Source organism: Arthrobacter sp. MYb229 (assembly GCF_002975405.1).
GTDB lineage: Bacteria > Actinomycetota > Actinomycetes > Actinomycetales > Micrococcaceae > Glutamicibacter.
In genome coordinates, this window is record NZ_PCPS01000002.1 from 826,175 (window position 1) to 845,709 (window position 19,535).

At 60.5% G+C, this 19,535-nt stretch carries 17 protein-coding genes; 6 read left to right on the plus strand and 11 right to left on the minus strand.

Translation table 11 applies throughout. From position 1 onward, the window contains the following. Positions 1-382: 382 nt before the first annotated feature. Together CQ019_RS10130 and CQ019_RS10135 are read right to left on the minus strand one after the other, a co-directional pair. On the minus strand, positions 383-1,378 hold the full coding sequence (locus tag CQ019_RS10130) for an NAD(P)-dependent oxidoreductase (protein ID WP_146113355.1): 996 nt from the start codon (positions 1,376-1,378) through the stop codon (positions 383-385). Between the two features lie 32 nt (positions 1,379-1,410). Then, on the minus strand, positions 1,411-2,736 hold the full coding sequence (locus CQ019_RS10135; protein ID WP_105552872.1) for an enolase C-terminal domain-like protein: 1,326 nt from the start codon (positions 2,734-2,736) through the stop codon (positions 1,411-1,413). Between the two features lie 102 nt (positions 2,737-2,838). On the opposite strand from CQ019_RS10135, the gene CQ019_RS10140 reads away from it, so the two are divergent. Then, on the plus strand, positions 2,839-3,783 hold the full coding sequence (locus tag CQ019_RS10140) for a LysR family transcriptional regulator (RefSeq protein WP_105569612.1): 945 nt from the start codon (positions 2,839-2,841) through the stop codon (positions 3,781-3,783). Between the two features lie 83 nt (positions 3,784-3,866). Here CQ019_RS10140 and CQ019_RS10145 read toward each other — a convergent pair whose 3' ends face one another. From CQ019_RS10145 to CQ019_RS10165, 5 genes are all read right to left on the minus strand, one after another. Continuing rightward, positions 3,867-4,808 carry an AEC family transporter gene (locus CQ019_RS10145; protein WP_105552874.1) on the minus strand — a complete coding sequence of 314 codons (942 nt, stop codon included), beginning with the start codon at positions 4,806-4,808 and terminating at the stop codon, positions 3,867-3,869. Between the two features lie 127 nt (positions 4,809-4,935). Beyond that, entirely contained in the window at positions 4,936-6,264 is a 1,329-nt protein-coding gene (locus CQ019_RS10150; RefSeq protein WP_105552875.1) for an enolase C-terminal domain-like protein, read from the minus strand. 3 nt (positions 6,265-6,267) lie between these two features. After that, on the minus strand, positions 6,268-7,869 hold the full coding sequence (locus tag CQ019_RS10155; RefSeq protein WP_105569613.1) for an aldehyde dehydrogenase (NADP(+)): 1,602 nt from the start codon (positions 7,867-7,869) through the stop codon (positions 6,268-6,270). A 51-nt stretch (positions 7,870-7,920) separates the two neighbouring features. Continuing rightward, on the minus strand, positions 7,921-8,859 hold the full coding sequence (gene kdgD / locus CQ019_RS10160; RefSeq protein ID WP_105552877.1) for a 5-dehydro-4-deoxyglucarate dehydratase: 939 nt from the start codon (positions 8,857-8,859) through the stop codon (positions 7,921-7,923). A 140-nt stretch (positions 8,860-8,999) separates the two neighbouring features. After that, the gene (locus CQ019_RS10165; protein ID WP_105569614.1) at positions 9,000-9,887 is read right to left on the minus strand and encodes a LysR family transcriptional regulator; all 888 of its coding nucleotides are present in this window, start codon (positions 9,885-9,887) and stop codon (positions 9,000-9,002) included. Positions 9,888-10,039: 152 nt separating this feature from the next. On the opposite strand from CQ019_RS10165, the gene CQ019_RS10170 reads away from it, so the two are divergent. Genes CQ019_RS10170 through CQ019_RS10185 form a run of 4 tightly spaced genes read left to right on the plus strand, consistent with a single transcriptional unit; the run spans position 10,040 to position 13,609 of the window. Continuing rightward, on the plus strand, positions 10,040-11,038 hold the full coding sequence (locus tag CQ019_RS10170) for a tripartite tricarboxylate transporter substrate binding protein (protein ID WP_258133508.1): 999 nt from the start codon (positions 10,040-10,042) through the stop codon (positions 11,036-11,038). 50 nt (positions 11,039-11,088) lie between these two features. Then, positions 11,089-11,661 carry a tripartite tricarboxylate transporter TctB family protein gene (locus tag CQ019_RS10175; protein ID WP_105569615.1) on the plus strand — a complete coding sequence of 191 codons (573 nt, stop codon included), beginning with the start codon at positions 11,089-11,091 and terminating at the stop codon, positions 11,659-11,661. A 23-nt stretch (positions 11,662-11,684) separates the two neighbouring features. Continuing rightward, a complete protein-coding gene (locus tag CQ019_RS10180) occupies positions 11,685-13,214 on the plus strand; it encodes a tripartite tricarboxylate transporter permease (protein ID WP_105552991.1) in 1,530 nt (509 codons plus the stop codon). Further along, complete coding sequence (locus CQ019_RS10185) at positions 13,211-13,609, plus strand: universal stress protein (RefSeq protein ID WP_105552881.1); 399 nt, start codon at positions 13,211-13,213, stop codon at positions 13,607-13,609. Before CQ019_RS10180 ends, CQ019_RS10185 begins: the two co-directional genes overlap by 4 nt. 106 nt (positions 13,610-13,715) lie before the next feature. On the opposite strand, the gene CQ019_RS10190 is transcribed toward CQ019_RS10185, so the two are convergent. The 4 genes from CQ019_RS10190 to CQ019_RS10205 form a co-directional block, all read right to left on the minus strand. Next, the gene (locus CQ019_RS10190; protein WP_308727242.1) at positions 13,716-14,426 is read right to left on the minus strand and encodes a GntR family transcriptional regulator; all 711 of its coding nucleotides are present in this window, start codon (positions 14,424-14,426) and stop codon (positions 13,716-13,718) included. A gap of 60 nt (positions 14,427-14,486) precedes the next feature. After that, positions 14,487-15,620 (minus strand): mandelate racemase/muconate lactonizing enzyme family protein, encoded by a 1,134-nt coding sequence (locus tag CQ019_RS10195; protein WP_105552883.1) that lies wholly within the window; start codon positions 15,618-15,620, stop codon positions 14,487-14,489. Positions 15,621-15,819: 199 nt separating this feature from the next. Continuing rightward, positions 15,820-16,506, minus strand: a complete 687-nt coding sequence (locus CQ019_RS10200) for an SDR family oxidoreductase (protein WP_105569616.1) — start codon at positions 16,504-16,506, stop codon at positions 15,820-15,822. Positions 16,507-16,637: 131 nt separating this feature from the next. Next, positions 16,638-17,630 (minus strand): 2-hydroxyacid dehydrogenase, encoded by a 993-nt coding sequence (locus CQ019_RS10205; RefSeq protein WP_105552885.1) that lies wholly within the window; start codon positions 17,628-17,630, stop codon positions 16,638-16,640. Between the two features lie 269 nt (positions 17,631-17,899). Between CQ019_RS10205 and CQ019_RS10210 the strand changes: the two genes are divergently transcribed. Further along, positions 17,900-19,483, plus strand: a complete 1,584-nt coding sequence (locus tag CQ019_RS10210) for an ABC transporter substrate-binding protein (protein ID WP_105569617.1) — start codon at positions 17,900-17,902, stop codon at positions 19,481-19,483. Positions 19,484-19,535 lie beyond the last annotated feature (52 nt).

The following is a 19,535-nucleotide window of genomic DNA, read 5'->3' on the forward strand; positions in this document are numbered from 1 at the left end:
TTCATTTGTGCAACGAGGAACGTAATGCCGCCTGAGCTGGGCGGTCCGCTGCGTGCCCGTCAGCAGCACAGCAACGGTCACGGTGACGGAGTCCAAGCGAACCGTGGTTGCGGACGAACCGATGCCAACTGCATAGCAGGCGATCATCATCGGGTCGAGAACGACATAGCGTAGTCCTTTGAACGCGAGGGAGACATCGCGTTGGACGCCGTCTGCTTGCAGAGCGAACGCACCGGCCGGTTCAAGGGCAGCGGAATGCCAAAAGCCGTCGTTAGTTTTCCGGCCAGCGGCGAAGTGGCTCCGCGCTGGTCAGCAGGAAAGTGCTGGCTAGGGGTAAGGCGTTGAGCTTCGTAGCTTGGAGTGATGCTTTCGATGAAGATCGCTAAGAAGAAGTCGTTACCGGCCCTCCTTTCCGTTGCCTACGTCGGTTCGGCGAGATTTCGACTTTGTTGCTCAGCGGAAGCTCGCCGGCAAATGCGTTGATGTTGCTGGTGATTTCCCGAACGCGCTTTTCGAAGGTTTCCACAGCGTGCCCCGAGTAGTGCGGGGTAGCGATGACGTTCGGCAAGGCGGCGAACCTTCGAACCTCCGCGGGTGCTTGGGAACCATAGGGAGCACCCCACCACACGTCTAAGGCTGCGCCTCCGATTGTTCCGTCGGCCAGTGCCGCGTAGAGCGCCGAAGCATTAACGATCTCCCCGCGCGAAACGTTGACCAGCAAGGCATCATCACGCATGTGCGTTAGTTCTTTTTCGCCGATGAGGCCGCGGGTTTCATCGGTTAGCGGTAATCCGAGGACCACTACGTCGCTGTCACGTAGAAGCTCGGGCAAGGCGCCTAGACCTTTCACCCACCTCAGCTGTGGATTTGGATGCCTATCGCCAAGTGGTGTTCTTCGCACGGCTATCGCGCTGGCACCTAAGGCGGTGGTGAATTCCAAGGTTTGCTCACCGATGCCACCCAGTCCAATGAAACCGATGGTCAAATCCCTGAAAGTACGGTGCAGCGGAACAGCCTGAGCGGTGGAAACCGACCTCCAGCTTCCTTGACGCAGCTCTTCGGCCGCGGAGAAGAGCCGCCGCTGGTGGGCCAGAATCACCATCAATACGTGTTCGGCAATGGAACGCTCATGGTGCGCGGTGCGCGCAACCAGCGTTGAACTAGGCAAGCTGGCCAACGCGACTCGATCCGTGCCCGCACCGGTGACATGAACCAGCCGCGCCGGGCATTGCGCAGCGTCTTCCGAGTTCAACTTAGAGCAGACCAGCACATCGGACATGGAAACATGTTTGGATTGCTCGGCAGGGGACAGGTGGGCGACGAATTCCCAATCGTGCTCGGGGCCAAGCTCCTTGAACAAAGGTGCAAGGCGGGACACGATAGGATCTGTGACCACTACGCGCAGCGGCGTTACCAACGAGGGCTCTTAAGCTCGTACGTGGGATCGATGCCTTGCATGTACGAAGTATCATCGCGCTTGGTCATTCCGCAGTCCAGATACTGCTGATGCATGCGTTCTAGGGCTACCTCGTCCAGTTCTACGCCCAGACCTGGAGATGTCGGAACCTTGACTGCCCCGTCTGATATTTCCAATACGCCTGGAACTATCACGTCATCTTCAGTCCGTTTCCAAGGCCAATGAGTGTCGCAAGCATAGTCAATGTTTTTGGTAGCGGCGGCGAGCTGGATCATCGCCGCGAAGCTAATGCCCAAGTGGGAATTCGAGTGCATTGATAGGCGAAGATCAAAGGTTTCGGCAATCCCGGCCAGAAGCCGGGAACGGTTCAGCCCTCCCCAGAAATGATGGTCGGAAAGCACAACGTCAACCGCTCCGGCTTCGATAGCGGGAGGCAGGTCATTGAACGACACCACGCACATGTTCGTGGCGACGGGCAGATCGATGGCTGCCCGCACCTGTGCGTTATCGGCAATCGAGAGGCAAGGGTCCTCAAGGTATTCAAGAACGGGCGCTAACCGTTGTCCTATGCGAATTGCAGTTTCCACGGTCCACACGCCATTTGGATCGATGCGCAAGGCAATGTCCGGGAACCTTTGGCGTAGGGCAAGGATCGCCTCGGCTTCCTGATCGGGCGGGAACACCCCGCCCTTTAGCTTGAGTGCTTTGAATCCGCAATCGCGAACCATCCTGCGAGCCTGGGCGACTATTCCGGCAGGGTCGAGTGCTTCGCCCCACGAATCATCGTCCAATCCGGGGTGCGCCGCCCACTTGTAAAACAGGTATCCGCTGAACTCGACCTCATCCCGTACTGCACCACCGAGCAGGGTGCTGACCGGCACCCCGAGGATCTTGCCCTGAATATCCAGACAGGCAACGTCGAAAGCAGAGAGTACACGGTCATCGAGCGACGTGGTGGTGACCATGCCTCCGGTCCCATGACCACCAACGCCGTTATCGTCCAACAAGGATTGCGAGACCAAAGACGAAATTCTATTGGTATTAAAAGCGTCTGCGCCGATCAGGCTGGCTGCGGCTCGCCGCAGCCTGCTCACATGGACTGCATCCCCATACGTTTCGCCCAGACCATAATGCCCGCCTTCCGTACGAACCACCACGATGGCACGAAGGGCGAATGGTTCGTGGACTCCTACTGAATTCAAGAGCGGTGGGTCTGCGAATGCCACCGGGGTGACTTGAATGTCGGAAATGCGCACCGGCGGTCTTGAGGTGTGAGGGGTCAGCGATGCGAGGCTGCCGAGGGAAGGTATGTGCGACATATTGGTGCTCCGGTTTTCGTTGGCGTTTAGACTCACACTAAGAGCACGGATCGATACCTGTCCAAGCTAAATTATGCAATCAACGATTCAAGAGGTGCATTGATGTTCACGCTGATTCAGCTTGAGTCCTTTGTCGCTGTCGCCGAAGAACTTCACTTCGGCGCCGCAGCTGAACGTTTGAATATGACGCAACCGCCATTGAGCCGGCAGATCCAATTGCTTGAACGCGAGCTCCAGGCAAAACTATTCATTCGCAGCTCGCGCAACGTTGCGCTCACGGCCGCCGGTGAGGTGCTGTTGCCTAATGCGCGACGCCTTTTGGATATGAGCCGAAAGACCAGCCTCGAAGTGTCCCGTGTGTCCTCGGGGGAATCGGGGACGGTGGTTGTCGGGTATACCTCCGTGGCCGGGCAATCGGTGCTCCCAGAATTCCTGGCCAGAGCCGCCCAACAATTACCGGACGTGACCATGGTGCTGCGCGAGGCTGTCTCCGTCGACCAGCTTGACGCGTTGAGCAAGGGGACCATCGATATTGGGTTGCTGCGACCGGTAGTGAACCGTGCCGGAGTGGAAACTTGCCTGATCAAAAAGGACCGGCTGGTTGTCGCGCTTCCGGAAGGACACTATCTGGTCACCGGGAAGGGAGTGCTCATCAAGGAACTCGTGGGGCTGCCGCTGATGATGTATTCAACCAATGAGGCGCGCTACTTCTACGACTTGGTGCTCCGATTGTTTGACTCGGTCAATGCCAAGCCAAGGATTAGCCAGATCGCTAGCCAGATCCCAGCGCTAATGGCTCTTGTGGGAGTCGGATTGGGTGTGTCGCTCGTACCGGCAAGCGCCATGGACTTTGCACCGACCGGAGTGGTGTTTGAAGAACTGGTTGGCCCCGACGGATTGCAGGGGCTGAACCATTCGGACATTTTCTTGGCGTGGGAAGAATCGTCGGCCAACCCGGCAGCCAAACGGCTCAGGGAAGTATTTCTTGAATCTTTGGAAAGTGTTGAAGGTGCGGTCATCCCCTCCCATGGAGCCATCGCCAGGTAGCTGCGGCTGCGCAAACTAGCGGCGCTGGACCGCTGGAACGAGCAAGGCTTGGCCGCCGCTTCCATTCCCTGTTCAGTTCCTGCCTAACCCAACAAGAATGTTGCCAGCAGGACCACAGGGATGGTGAGCAAGGTACTGGTCAGCACCACTTCTCGCGGTACGGCAACGGGCAGCTTGAACTGCTGGGAGAATAGCAGGACGTTTTGCGCGGTGGGCAACGCCGCCATGATCACCACGCCGAGAAGCTCAATTCCTGCTAAGCCGAAGACGAATCGGGCCACGAGCCAGGCGAACACCGGCATGAAAAGCACCTTGAAGGCGGTCGCCAGATAGATTTCGCCTCGCAGGTCCCTATCGGACAGCGGGCGCTGGCCGTACAACGCCATGCCGAAGGCCATGAGCAAGAGGGGAATCGACGCATCGCCGAGCATTTGCACTGGAGCGTGAATGACTTCGGGCAGCCGCAAGCCAAAGAACGAGAAGACCGCGCCGAGCAAGGTTGCAATGGTGACCGGATTGGCGATGGACTTGAGGATCGTCTTCGCAAGCGGCATATTGCCTGTGTCCCCGCGCGGAGCGCGGGAGACCACCGCAAACATGCACAGGTAGACCGGTGCAATGATCAGCAGCTGCGCAATGAGCACCGAGACCACAGGGTTGGTGCTCCCCACCGCGTAGAGGGCCAGCGGCACCCCGATATTTCCGGCGTTGACGTAACTTGTGGACATGGCCGCGGCGGGCAGCCGCTGGGCCGGAGTCTTGAAAACCAGCTTCGCTACCAAGGCATACAGCGCCCCGGTTAACACGGCGGTGATCAATGCTATCGGGGTGAATACTCCGATAACCGCATGCAGGTCCGTGCTTGCCAGCAGGGTGAACATCAGCGCGGGGTTGGTGATGTAGAAGATGAGTGGGGTCAGCCCCTGAGCAATTGCCACCCGTTTTCGCGGCAATGCTATCGAGGTCAGCAGGCCAATGCCAATGAGTATCAGGACAACGGCAAATCCTTGCAAAACTCCTTGCATGTTGCCTTCCTCGCCCAAAAATTGGTGCTGCCAAGTCTGCGGTTATTCGCAGCTATGGACGGTGAGGATAACGCTGAAAGCTATCCTCACCGTCCACGGCGCATTATTCAGATTCTACTGCTGCCCGCTAGCGAACCAGACAAGGCCTCTTCGAATCGAAGGTCCAGTCGGGGATCAGATATTGCATGGTCACCGCATCGTCACGTGAACCCAGCCCCTGTTCGAGGTACAGCTCGTGAGCTTCCTGCACGCGGTCCATGTTGAGCGTGACGCCCAAACCGGAGCGCTGCGGAACCTTGATTTCCCCATCTCGAATCAGCAGCGGATCCTCGGTGAGTCCCTGGCCGTCCTGCCAAATCCAGTGCGTATCCAGGGCAGTGATCTCGCCCGGTGCGGCCGCACCTACCTGGGTGAACATGGCCAACGAGACATCGAAGTGGTTATTGGAATGCGACCCCCAAGTCAATCCGAATTCGTCGCAGAGCTGGGCAACACGCACCGAACCGGACATCGTCCAGAAATGCGGGTCGGCCAGCGGAATATCCACCGCGTTGGTGCGCACCGCGTGAGACATTTCCCGCCAGTCGGTCGCGATCATGTTCGTGGCGGTCTGCAGCCCGGTGGCCCGGCGGAACTCGCTCATCACCTCGCGGCCCGAGAAGCGTCCCTCCGGACCACAGGGATCCTCGGCGTAGGCCACCACCCCGGCCATGCGCTTGCCCAACCGGATCGCGTCCTCCAACAACCATCCGCCATTGGGATCAAGGGTGATTCGAGCCTCGGGGAAACGGTCCTTCAGTGCGATGACGGCGTCCACCTCGGCGTCGCCGTCCTGGACTCCGCCCTTCAGCTTGAAGTCCTTGAAGCCGTAGCGCTGCTGGGCCGCCTCGGCCAAGCGGACAATGCCTTCGGGAGTCATGGCCTCTTCGCGGCGCACGCGCGCCCAGTCATCCGCACCCTGCGATTCGCGCAGGTACGGAAGGTCGGTCCGATCCGGGTTGCCCACGTAGAACAGGTAGCCGAGCATTGGCACCGCGTCGCGCTGCTGCCCATCGCCGAGCAACTCGGCCACCGGCACGCCGAGGAACTGGCCATGGAGATCCAGCAAGGCGGATTCGATGGCTGTCACCGCGTGCACCGTGGTGCGGAGATCGAAGGTCTGCGTCCCGCGTCCGCCGGAATCCCGGTCCGCGAAGCGGGACGCGACCCGGCGCAGCAGCGTTCGGTATGTCGCGACGGGAGCGCCGGTGAGCAGCGTACCGGCCTCTTCGATGGTCGAACGGATCGCTTCGCCCCCGGGCACCTCACCCAGACCGGTGCGACCCTCGGAATCGGTGACGATGGCGATATTTCGGGTAAAGAAGGGGCCATGGGCACCGGAGAGATTCAACAGCATCGAATCGTGTCCGGCGACGGGAATGACCTGAATCGAGGCGATAGTTGGCTGGCTGCTCATCGACTACTCTCCGGTGGTGGTCAGTGCGCCATCAATGCGTCGGGTCAGATTCCAAGGGTTGTCCTTGGCGATCGGCCGTGGCAGCAGCGCGTTGGGGAAGTTCTGGTAGGCAACGGGGCGCAAGAAACGTTCGATAGCCAGCGTGCCTACCGAGGTGGTCTGCGGATCCGAGGTGGCCGGGAACGGTCCGCCGTGCACCATGGCGTGGCCCACCTCAACGCCCGTTGGCCAGCCGTTGACCAGGATACGGCCAACCTTGGTTTCCAAGGTCGGGAGTACCGCGGCAGCGGTTTCGTGGTCCGCATCGGTGAGCTGCAAGGTCGCGGTGAGCTGGCCTTCCAACTTTGACAGCGCGGTGACCAGTTCGGCAGCAGAATCGTAGCGAATCACTAGCGAAGCGGCACCAAAGATTTCATCCTGAAGCACCGGATTTTCCAGCAGCTGTTCTACCGAGGAGGAGAAGATGGCAGGTGCCGGTGCATTCTGACCGGCTCCTTCGGTACCGCGACCCAACAGCTCGACGCCCGGCTGGCCGCCTAAGGCCTCGACACCCTGCATCCAGGAGTTGTAGATTCCTTCGGTCAGCATTGTCTGCCCCGCGGTATTCGGAGCCTGGCCGCTGATGGCCTGCGCAAATGCGTCACCGCCAGTGCCGGTAGGCACGAAGACCAATCCCGGTGCGGTGCACAGCTGACCCGAGGAACCGGTGACAGAACCCAGGTAGGCTTTTGCCTGCGCGGCTGGATCTTCGGACAGCGCACCGTCAAAGAAGATCACTGGGTTGATGGAGCTCATCTCGGCGTAGACCGGAATTGGCTCTGGACGTGCGGCCGCGGTAGCCATTAGTGCCGTGCCGCCCGAACGCGAACCGGTAAATCCAACTGCCTTGATCACCGGATCCGCTACGAGGGCCTGGCCGATGGTCGCGCCCGGACCATAAACCAGCGAGAAGACGCCCGGGTGCAGGCCAAAGTCCGCAACAGCTTTGCTGATTGCCTGACCGACAATCTCGCTGGTCCCCGGGTGGGCGTTGTGTGCCTTGAAAACAACCGGGCAACCAGCGGCCAGCGCCGATGCGGTGTCTCCGCCCGCGGTGGAGAATGCCAGCGGGAAGTTGGAGGCGCCGAAGACCGCAACCGGTCCCACGGCAATCTTGCGCTGGCGAATGTCAACGCGCGGGAGCGGGGCGCGATCGGGCAGTGCCGGATCTACGCGGACCCCGTGCTGGTCGCCTTGGCGGATCACCTTCGCGAACAGCCGCAGCTGCCCGGTGGTGCGCCCGCGCTCGCCGGTCAGGCGCGCCTCGGGAAGCCCGGTTTCCGCCATGGCCCGTGCTACCAGCTCGGCACCCACGGCTTCGATGTTCTCGGCAATCGCATCCAGGAAATCCGCGTGCTTCGCGGGTTCCAGCGAACGGAAGAATTCGAAAGCCTCGGCCGCCGCCGCGGTGGCGATCTTTAGCTGGTCCAGATCGATCAGCGAGTATGCCGGCTCCAGCGGTTCATTGGTGGCAGGGTTGTAGCCGTGTACTGCGCGGCCGTTTCCGGCGGTAGTTATACCCGCAAGGATTGATTGCCCGGTCAAGTTCTGAGTATTGATAGTCATTATTACTCCTGATTCGACGTATTTGTTTGCCGGTGATGAACGAGGCTTGGCTTAGTGGATGGCCCCGGCGGGCACAATGCCTGCCTGCTGGATCAGTGCGCTCAGATCCGCAAGGTCCTGCTCGGTCAGGTTCTGCAGCGGTGGGCGTACCGAACCCGAGTCGCGGCCGATGGCCTTCAACCCGCCCTTGACAATGGAGACACCGTAGCCCTTGACGCGGTCGCGGATATCCAGGTACGGCAATACGAATCGGTTGAGCTTTTCGTTGACTGCCACGCGGTCCTGAGCGCGTACGTCCTTGTAGAAGTCCAGGGCGAATTCCGGGACGAAGTTGTACATGGCCGAGGAGTAGGTGCTCATGCCCAGCTGCAGCAGTGGCAGCGCAAAGGTCTCGGCAGTGGGCAGGCCGCCGAGGTAGAACAAGCGATCGCCGTTCTTGGCGTAGACCTTGGTCAGGTGCTCAATGTCGCCGTTGGCGTCCTTGAAGCCAATGAAGTTCTCGTGGTTTTCTGCCAGTCGGGCCACCGTGTCCGCCGAGTAGACGGCGTTGGCGCGGTTGTACACGATCACGCCGGTCTTGGTTGCGGAGCAGATCGAGGAGACATGCTGGTACAGGCCTTCCTGGTCGCACTCGGTCAGGTATGGAGGCAGCAGCAGCAACCCCTCGGCGCCAGCGGCTTCGGCGTCCTGGGCGTTCTGGATGGCCTGCTTGGTGGAACCGCCGGCCGAAGCGAGCACCGGAACTCGTGAGCCGGCTTCTTCCACGGCCATGCGCACAACTCTTGCTGCTTCTTCTGAGGTCAGCGCAAAGCCTTCGCCGGTGCCGCCGGCTGCGAACAGGCCCGCGACGTCGAAGCTCGACTGCCAGTCCAGGTGGCGGCGGTAGGTTGCCTCGTCGATTTCGAGGTCAGCATCGAACGCGGTGACCGGGAAGGAGAGCAGCCCGTCTTTGAGCTTGTCGGCGAGTTCGGCGGGAGTGTACTGAGCCATGGGGATGGTCCTTTTCTTGATCCGTCGCAAGATGAATCGACGGAAGGTGGGTGGATTGAATCCGTTGTCCCCAGCGTATGGAGCTAGTGTGATGCCTGTCCAAGCCCATATTTATATTGTTTGATACCCTACGAGCATCATTAACCATGCAGCGAGCCGCGCACTATGTCCACCAGGCGTCCAAGAGCCGGATTGCGGGAGGTCTTGCTCCAGATGGCGTGCAATTGCACGGGATCGTCGGTGACGTCGCCAAGCCGCAGGTAGCTGACCCCGTGCACGCCCAGCAGCTTGGCGCTTTCCGGAACAATCGCGATACCGCGTCCGGCGGACACCAAGGCAACCATGGTGAGGATCTGGCTTACGGTATGGCGCACGTTCTTGTGCTCCACATCGAGCCGGCGGACCACCAAGTCGTAGAAGTAGCGCGCCTTGGTCGAAGAGTGCATGATCAGTGGTTCTTCGCGCAGATCATCAAAAACGAGTTCTCGCTGCAGCAGATCAAGACGGTGCCCAGTGGGCACCGCGGCAAAGAGCCCCTCGGAAAACAATAAGGTGGATTCGAAGAGCTTCGCGTCAAATGGCGGCCGGGCAAGTCCCAGATCCAAATCCCCGTCAAGCAGCGCGTCGACCTGCTCGCTGGTCACCATCTCCACGAGATCGAGATGGACCTCTGGCATTTGTTCGGTGATTTCGGCCAGCAGCGGACCCAAGAGGCTAAAGCCAGATGCTGCGGTGAACCCGATCCGCAGTTCACCGAGTTGGCCCGCTGCAATGCGCCGCGCGTTATCCGGGGCCCGTTCGGCGGCAACCACCAGCCGCCGGGCATCGGTGAGGAATGCGTGGCCGGCCGCGGTCAATGAAACGCGGCGGTTATCTCGTTCGAGCAGTTCAACCCCGACCGACCTTTCCAGCTTTTGAATTTGCCGGCTCAGCGGAGGTTGCGTCATATTCAGACGTTCGGCCGCCCGTCCGAAATGCAGCTCTTCTGCTACCGCAACAAAGCTGCGGGCCTGATCCAGAGTGAACACTTGATACCTTTCGGGAATCATTCCATGCATAGTTGACCTTGGACATGCATCATATCTATTTTCTAGGCTGTACCGGAGACCTGATTGGTGAGCTGCCTCACGAGGCCAGCATTAATCGGACTCATATACTCGAAACCATAGGAGATCTTCCCGTGAAAAATCGCATGACCCGACGCACCCTCCTCTCGCTTTCCGCCGCCGGCGCGGCCCTCGCGCTGACCGCCTGTGGCGGCAACGTCGGCGACAGCACGGCCTCCGGCGAATTCCCGAGCGGTCCGGTAACGCTCACGGTGGGCCAGGCTCCCGGCGGTTCCACCGACCTGATTTCCCGCGCTGCTGCGGAAGGCATGGCCGAATCCCTGGGCGTTTCCATGCCCGTGGTGAATAAGCCCGGTGCCAACGGCGCCTTGGCTACTCAGGAAGTAGCGGCCTTGGAAGCCGATGGCCAGAACCTGATCCTGCTCAACGCGTCGCTGATCACCATCACACCGTTGGCGGTTTCGGAAGAAGAAGCCGTCTCCCTCGACGACTTGGATGTGCTCATGGGTCTATCCCAAGACGACTACGTGATGGTCGCCAGCACCGACTCGGGTGTGAAGAGCCTAGAGGACATTAAGAACAGTGACGAGAAGCTTTCCTTCGGCACCACCGGTGTTGGCACCGGTTCGCAGCTGGCCCAGGCGCTGCTCTTGGCGCAGGCTGATATCGCGGGAACCACCGTTCCCTTCGACTCGGGTTCCCCGGCGTTGACCGCCGTTATGGGCAACCAGGTGCAGATCTCCACGATTCAGCTGGGCGAAGCCAAGCCGCAGATCGATGCGGGTACCGTGACCCCGATTGTGATCTTCTCCAAGGAACGCAATGAGTTCCTGCCGGATGTTCCGACCGCCATCGAATCAGGCTATGAAGTTCCCGTATCCCAGTACCGCGCCATCGCAGCGCCTAAGGGCCTGGACGACGAGGCCAAGGATACGCTCGTGGCCTCGATCAAGGACGCGGTGGGCACCGATAGCTACAAGAGCTTCAACGAGCAGAACATGCTCACCCCTCACGAGATTTCGGGCGAAGAGGTTGTCACCGAATGGAATGAACTGGCAGCCAAGTACAAGGACCTGACCGAAGAGCACGGCATCTCGCTGGCAGGTAAGTAACCAGTAGCTACTGGTCCCAACCCGAAAGTGAGTACCAAAGGATGAAAGTTATGGACGCGAAAAAGGCTGAAGAAGCTCGGCCTATTGAGCCGGCTGCCCCGCAGGCTCCGGCGGAGGGTGTCGAGCTTGACGATCTGACACCCGAAGAGCTGGCAGCCCAATGGGAAGCCGAAGCTCCGGAACCAGCTGGACCTATCGCAAACCTGGTTTCGTCCTTGGTGGTTCTCGCGCTGAGCATCGCCGGACTGGCGCTGTCCATCGGGTTGGAGCTGGGGACCCCGGCGGCGCCAGCGGCCGGCATGTGGCCATTTATCGTCACGCTGATTGCCGGTGTGATGGCAATTGCACAGATCATTGTCGGACGCTCCGGAGGCAAGGACGGCGAGAAATTCAGTGGCATGAGCTGGTATGCAGCCATTGGTTTCGGAACGCTGATCCTGATGGTGGTGCTGATGCCGCTGATTGGCTTTGAAGTTCCGGCACTGTTGTTGTGCTTCGTCTGGATGCGCTGGTTGGGTGGTGAACGCTGGAGGTCTGCCACGATCTACTCGATTTTGATTGTCGCCGCCTTCTACGCGATCTTCATCGCCGCCCTCGGCACCACCATTCCCCGACTGTTTTAAGTCGCAAGTAAAGGTATATGCGCATGGAATTCTTCGGACCGGTCATGGACGGCTTCACCGTCGTCTTGGACCCCACTAACCTTCTTTACTGCCTGCTCGGTGTCGTCGTCGGTATGCTCATCGGCGTGCTGCCGGGCCTCGGCCCCGCCGCGACGATCGCGATCCTGCTGCCGATGACCTACGGCGTCGAGCCGGTCACCGCGATCATTATGCTCGCAGGAATTTTCTACGGTGCCCAGTACGGTGGCACCATCACCTCGGTACTGCTTCGCCTGCCCGGTGAAGCAAGCAGCGTGGTCACCGTCTTTGACGGATATGTCATGGCCAAACAAGGCCGGGCTGGTACCGCCCTGGGTATCGCGGCCATCGGTTCCTTCTTTGGCGCCACGGTCTCCATTATCGGGCTGACCTTCCTGGCCCCTCTGGTTGCCAGTTTTGCGTTGGATTTCGGACCACCGGAATATACCGCGCTGGCAATGCTCGGCATCCTGCTGGTTGCCACCATCTCTGGTGGCACGAAAATCAAGGCGATCATCGCCGCCGCGGTTGGCCTGTTCCTGGCCACCGTTGGACGTGATGGATTCACCGGCGCCGAACGTTTCACGTTCGGAAACCTGTCGCTGGCAGACGGCATCGACTTCGTGCCCATCGCCATGGGACTCTTCGGCGTCGGTGAGATCCTCTACAACCTTGAAGAACGCCACCGCGCCGCCACGGCTCCGATGAAGGTCTCAAATGTCTGGCCCAAGGCCAAAGACATCAAAGAGGCTTCGGGAGCTATCGGCCGCGGTTCGGTGCTCGGATTCTTCCTGGGGATTCTGCCAGGTGGCGGCGCGACTATTTCTTCGCTTGCCTCGTACGCCATGGAAAAGAAAACCGCGAAGGACCCCTCACGATTTGGCAAGGGAGCCATCGAAGGCGTTGCCGGTCCAGAATCGGCAAATAACGCCGCGGCGACCAGTTCCTTCATACCTTTGCTCACCTTGGGCATCCCAGCCAACGCGACCATGGCGATTATTTTCGGTGCGCTATTGATCCAGGGTGTGACCCCCGGTCCGCAGCTGATTAGCAACGACCCAGAACTGTTCTGGGGCGTGGTGAATTCGATGTACATCGGCAATATCCTGCTGCTGATCATGTCCATTCCCCTGATCGGGGTGTTCGTCAGGATCCTGCGCATCCGTGCGGCGATCCTCGCTCCGATTACCGCATTGATCACCCTGCTGGGGGCCTACACGATCCGAAACTCGATGTTCGACGTGCTGCTGGTGGTGCTCTTTGGCGCGCTTGGCTACCTGATGAAGAAGTTCGGCTTTGAACCAGGCCCACTGGTATTGGCCTTCGTCCTGGGCAGCCTGCTGGAATCCAACCTGCGCCGCTCCCTGCTGGTGCTGGAAGGAGATCCCACGGGGTTCTTCACCCGTCCAATCTCTGCAACGCTGCTGGCTCTGTTCATCTTTGTTGCTGTATGGCCAATGATTAAGTCAGCTATCGATAGGCGCAAAAACGGCTCGATAGCCGCCGCGGTCGCGAAGGAAAAGGAAAACGCATGAGTATCATCGTCGGATACGTTCCCAGCAATGTCGGAGAGGCCGCGGTAGCCGCGGCAATCAAAGAATCGAAGCTGCGCCAGGAGGAGCTGCTGATCGTCAATTCCTCACGTGATGGTTCTTTGGTTGACAAGAACACCGCATCGCCGGAAGATCTGGCCAGGGTCCTGGAATCCGCCGCACAGGCGGGAATCGAGGCTCGGGTGCTCGAATCGACCTACCGTGACGATCTCACCGAAGAGTTCCTGGGACTGGCGGACGAGCACCAGGTGTCACTGATCGTCATTGGGCTTCGCCAGCGTTCGCAGGTGGGGAAGTTCATCATGGGTTCCCAAGCGCAACGCATCTTGCTCCAGGCCCAACACCCGGTGCTTGCGGTGAAGGTGGAGCAAACGTAGCAAGCGCTTCTCAGTAGATAATTCAAGGCCGCAGCTATCCCGAAAATCCGGGATAGCTGCGGCTTTGATGCTGTGGCAGGCAGCGTCGAGGCTGCCCAGATGCCTGCTAGTTGCCCTCGGAAATTCCAGATTCAAGGTCCAGCCGATGCAACGAGTTCGCGAGGTGCATGCGCATGGCGGCGCTGGCGGACAGCTGGTTTCCGGAGGCAATGGCCGCTCGGATTGCTTCGTGTTCCTCAGCGACGCGTTCCAGGCGCGGGGCAAGCTTGCCGTCGGGGATCGAGAAGCGCTGGCGTGGCATGGCGATCATTGCCGGACCGAAGAGCTCTACCGCTTGCACGAAGTATGGGTTCGCGCTGGCGCGAGCGACCGCCAGATGGAATTCGTAGTCACAGCTCATGGCCTGGGCGGCGTTGGGGCCGGCGGCGCGGAAAGCGGCCAGCGCCGAATCCATGTCCGTGAGATTCGCTGAGGCAGAGCGGCTTGCGGCATTTGCCGCCGCTTCGGATTCAAAGCCCATGCGGAACTCGATCAGCTGACGGCGTTCGGCCAGGGTACGCGGCACGCGTGCCTGGGCCGAGGCATCCTCTGCCGGGGGAGTCAGCGCGAAACTGCCTGCGCCACGGCGCGTATGCACCAGCCCCTCGGCTTGCAGCCGGGTGATGGCCTCGCGGACCACGGTGCGCGAGACGCCGTGGTCGGCAATCAGCGTATTCTCGCTGGGAAGCTTGTCGCCGGGGGCGATTGCCCCGGAGCTGATCCGCTCACGAAGGTGCTGGACCAGGGTGGTGGTCAGATTCGGTTTCATGCTCTCCATAGGTCAAGAATAAGCGCCGGGGCACCTCGATGAGATGTCCCGGCGCTTATTGCGGTTTCTTTAGGCCCGGCCGAATTCCACAGTTTCGGTGGTCCAGGCGCGTGCCTGGTCGCTGAAGCTGAATCCCAGACCCGGGCGGTTCGGCACGATCATGCGGCCGTCTTTGGTCTCGAGGCGTTCATTGAACAGCGGATCCAACCAGTCGAAATGCTCCACCCACGGTTCGCGTGGGTAGGCGGCTGCCAGATGCAGGTGGATTTCCATGGCGAAGTGCGGTGCCAGATCCAGTCCAGCCTGATCGGCTAGCGTCGCCAGACGCAGGAACTGGGTGATGCCGCCGACGCGTGGAGCGTCGGGCTGAATGATGTCGCACGCACGGGCGGAGATCAGGCGCTCGTGTTCGGCCACCGAGGCAAGCATCTCGCCGGTGGCGATGGGGGTATCCAGTGCGGCGGTCAGCGCCGCATGCCCCTCGGCGTCATAGGCGTCCAATGGCTCTTCGATCCACACCAGGTCGAATGCTTCGAGCTTGCGGCCCATGCGCAGGGCAGTGGCGCGGTCCCACTGCTGATTTGCATCCACCATCAGCGGGAAGTCCGCCCCGATGTGCTCACGCACGGCAGCGACGCGGCGCAGGTCTTCGGCGCTGTCGGGCAGCCCGACCTTGATCTTGATGCCGCCGATACCCTCGGCAATGGATTGAGTCGCACGGTCCTTGACCTCTTCGATGCTTGCGTTCAGGAATCCACCGGAGGTGTTGTAGGTGCGGACCGAATCGCGGTGCGCGCCTAGGAACTTGGCCAGCGGCAGCCCCGCGCGCTTGGACTTCAGGTCGTAGAGCGCGATGTCCAAGGCCGCCAGTGCCTGGGTGGCGACACCCGAACGACCCACCGAGGCGCCGGCCCACAGCAGCTTGGTGTAGAGCTTGGCGATGTCGTTGGGGTCCTCGCCGATCATGGTCTGTGCGACTTCCTTGGCGTGTGCGTACTGCGCGGGGCCGCCGGCTCTCTTGGAGTAGGAGAAGCCAAGGCCCTCGTGGCCCTGCTCGGTGGTGATTTCCGCGAAGAGGAAGACCACTTCGGTCATCGGCTTCTGGCGTCCGGTGAAGACCTTGGCATCCGAGATCGGTGTGGCCAGGGGAAGCCGTGCGGTAGAAAGCTTGACGTGGCGAATGGCATCTGGTGTGTAGCTCATGAGTTTTGAACTCCTATTGGGAAAGTGCCCTGCGCGGGCCCTGCATGTAACTTATATTATAAGTTAAGGAGTTGTGACACAAGTGGTTCTGCTGGGATTCTGCAACCAGATCTGCCGCGGTGCCGACCGCAGTCACCAAGATTAAAGTGAAAGACCGCCCGGAGCATCCGAGCGGTCTTTCGTGGAGGGGAGGCTTGGGCTAGCCGATGGCTTCAGCGATCGGGGTCGACCCATCGTAGAAATTAACCGTTCGGCGAGTCGCCGCATCCTTGGCCAGCACGTGCGTGATGACCTCGGCGACGTTCTCTCGCGAGGTGTTGGATTTCCCATCCAGCACGGCGCGACCCTGGATCTTGCCTTCTGCGTCGGCCCGGACGATTTGCCCGGTGGACGAGTCGAGGGTCAAGGCGCCCGGTCCGAGGATCGTGTAGTCCAGATCGGTGCCGCGCAGATACTCATCTGCGTCGTGCTTGGCCTTAGCGTAGCCGTAGAACGAATCTTCCGGATCGAGGGTGTCCACGTCCACCGCAGCGCGTGAGTATGAAACCATCACAAAGCGCTTCACTCCAGCCTGCTGCGCTGCCTGCATGGTGCGCACGGCAGCCTGGTAGTCCACCGCAAGGGTGCGTTCGGGATTGCCGCCGCCGGCTCCGGCGGAGAAAACAACGGCCTTGGCGCCGGCAAACTGCCGAGCGAGGCTGTCCACGTCGGCCTGCTCGATGTCGAGCACGACCGGAGTCGCGCCAAGCGCGGTGATTTCTTCTGCATGGTCCGGATTGCGGATCACGGACTCGACTTCCAGTCCCTGACGTGCAAGTTTGGGCGCCGCGAGAAGGGCGATCTTCCCGTGTCCGCCAAGAATGACTACTCGATTTGTTTCGGCCATATTCTGCTCATTTCTCCTCGGTTGTCGTCTTAGGCACAACGCGAAGTCGTGCTGCGATATTCCAGCCTCAGCAGTTTGAGTCTTCCACTCTTCTCACGCGGTGCCGCCGGAGCGCTGGAAAGCAGGCCGCGTCAGGAGATTGGGGTGACGAGCGAACCGTCTGCCAGATAGGAACGCAGGTTATCCAAGGTCATCGCCGCCATATCTGCGCGCGTCTCGTGCGTTCCGCTGCCCAGGTGCGGCAGCAGCACAACGTTATCCAGCGCAAGCAGCGCTTGCGGGACGGTCGGTTCCTTGGCGAAGACGTCCAACCCTGCGCCCGCAATCAGGCCATTTTGCAGGGCATGGACAAGCGCTGCTTCGTCCACCACGCTGCCGCGCGCAATATTGATCAGGAAGCCTTGCGTTCCAACTTTCGACAGGACCTCGCCGTCCACCAGATTGGCCGATTCCGGGCCGCCTGCCGCCGCGACGATCAAGACATCGGTGGCCGCGGCGAGCTCGGCTGCGGAGCCGTGGAAGGTATAGGAAACGCCGGGCTTTTGCGAACGGTTATGATAGTGGATTTCACACCCAAATGCCTCCAAGCGTGTGGCGATTGCCTGCCCGATTCGGCCAAGGCCGAGGATGCCCACGCGTTTGCCGCTGGCCCTGGTGGCCAGCGGGAAATTCTCTCCCTTGCCCCACGTTCCATTGCGGACAAATCGCTCGGCTGCACCCAATGAGCGAAGCGTGCTCAAGTACAAGCCCAGCGCGGTATCCGCCACGCAGTCGGTGAGAACCTCTGGAGTGTTGCTGATCGGGATGTTGCGCTGTGCGGCCTGGGAGAAGTCGGTGGCATCGTAGCCCACGCCGAAATTGATAATCGCTTCCAGATTGGGCAAGCGGCTCATCAGTTCGGTATCGACGCCGATCTTGCCCGAGCATACGGCGATGCGGATCGCATCCGCGTGCACTTGAAGGAAAGTGTCGCGCTCGGCGCCGACCGCGGGAAGGATCAGCGAATCGAATTCTTCGGCAAGGGCCTTCGCGACGGTGGGGTTCACCGGGCCGACGCGCACGATGGTGTTCCCGGTGATTGCGGTGGTGTTGCGCGATGCGGACGCGCTGGTATCTGTGGGCATAACTGCATCGTAGGAACTTTCAACGATTCAAGTCCAACACGCAGATTGGATAGATCTATGCCCTTACGGTATCGGTGAGGATTCAGGCGCGAAATGTAGCGCATGTCACATTTGATACTTGCCGGTAGGCACCAGTGATCCTTCTCTTTGGCCATGACGCCGACCGGTCATCCCTTGACCGGCCACCGGCTGCAGTCAAAACTTTGGTACGAACAAGGCTAGTTTTTCGCACTGGCCGCACCCGCACTCGTACGTCGAAGGAAACAACGATGACTAACTCCCCGCACACCGCACCACGAGCTCGGCGCATCTCCATGGCAGTGGCCGCCGGCGCCCTGCTGAGCACCACGGCGCTGGCAGGTTGCTCGGTGGCCAATTCCGAAGATTCCACCAGCGGCTCGCAGGCGGCCGTTGCCGGCGACACCCTCCGGATCGTGCTGCAGCAGGAGCCTCCCACGCTTGAGGCCTGCGAATCGAATCTGACGAGCACCGGCGTGGTGGTCCGTTCGACCATCACCGAGCCGTTGATCGAACGCAATCCCTCCACCGGAGAACTCGAACCGAAACTCGCCACCGAATGGTCCAGCGAGGACGACACCACCTGGACGCTGAAGCTTCGCGAAGGTGTGAAATTCCACGACGGATCGGACTTCACCGCAGAAGATGCCGCGGCGACCATAAACCGCGCCGTCAACTCGGATTTGGGCTGCAATGTTGAAGGCTATGTCTTTGGCGACGATGACTTGGACGTCAAGGCAGTGGATGACAACACGGTGGAGGTCACCGCCTTGAAAGCGGACCCGATCCTGCCGCTGCGCTTGTCCTTCCTCGAAGTCGTCCCCGCGGAAACTTCGACCACGGAAAAGGTACGCGAACCCATCGGAACCGGTCCGTACAAGCTCGATGCGTGGAATGCCGGTCAAAGCATCGATGCCTCGGCTTTTGCCGAGTACTGGGGCGAGGCCTCGGCCTTTGCCAAGGCGAACTACCAGTGGCGCTCCGAGGGAAGCGTGCGAGCTGCCATGATCACCTCCGGGGAAGCCGACATCGCCACCGGGCTGAGCCCCGAAGACAGCATCGGGGATCTAGGCGTCTCCTATCCGAACAATGAGACCGTCGCTTTGCGCATGCACGCGGACAAGGCACCGTTTGATGACATCCGGATCCGCCAGGCGGTGAACTATGCCATCGACAAGGAAGCCATCGTCGCCTCGCTCTACGGCGGGCGCGACAAGGCCGCGGCCCAACTCGTGCCCGAAGGCGTCGTGGGGCACAGCGAATCCCTGCCGGTTTGGGAGTACAACCCCGAAAAAGCCAAGTCCTTGGTCGCAGAGGCAAAGGACGACGGCGTGGAAACCTCGGCGCAGATCAACATGATTGTGCGCACCGCACAGTTCCCGAAGATCGAGGAATTGGGGCAAGTCATCCAGGAGCAGCTTTCCCAGGCGGGGCTCAACGTGAATCTGAAGATGCTTGAGACCAGCCAGCATCTGACTTACCAGGTCCGGCCGTTCCCCACGGACGAGGACGGCGCCATCATGCTGATGACCCAGCACGGGAACCAGGCCGGTGACGCAGCCTTCACCGTTGACCAGTACATGACATCCAAGGGAGCCCAGTCGGCCTTCGGAACCCCGGAGCTGGATGAACTCATCGACACGGCGGATGCCGCCACCGGCGAGGACCGCCAGGCGGCCTTCGAAAAGGTCTTCCAGTACCAGAATGACGAGGTCGTGCAATTCGCCCATATTGCGCATCAGACGGGCATGCTCGGCATTGCCGGGACCGTGAGCTACGAACCGAACTCATCCTCGGGTGACGAGCTTCGCTTGGCCGAAGTCACCGCGAAGTAAGCATCCGATGCTGTTGAAGTGGAACAGATAATGACGAAAATTACTGAAGGTA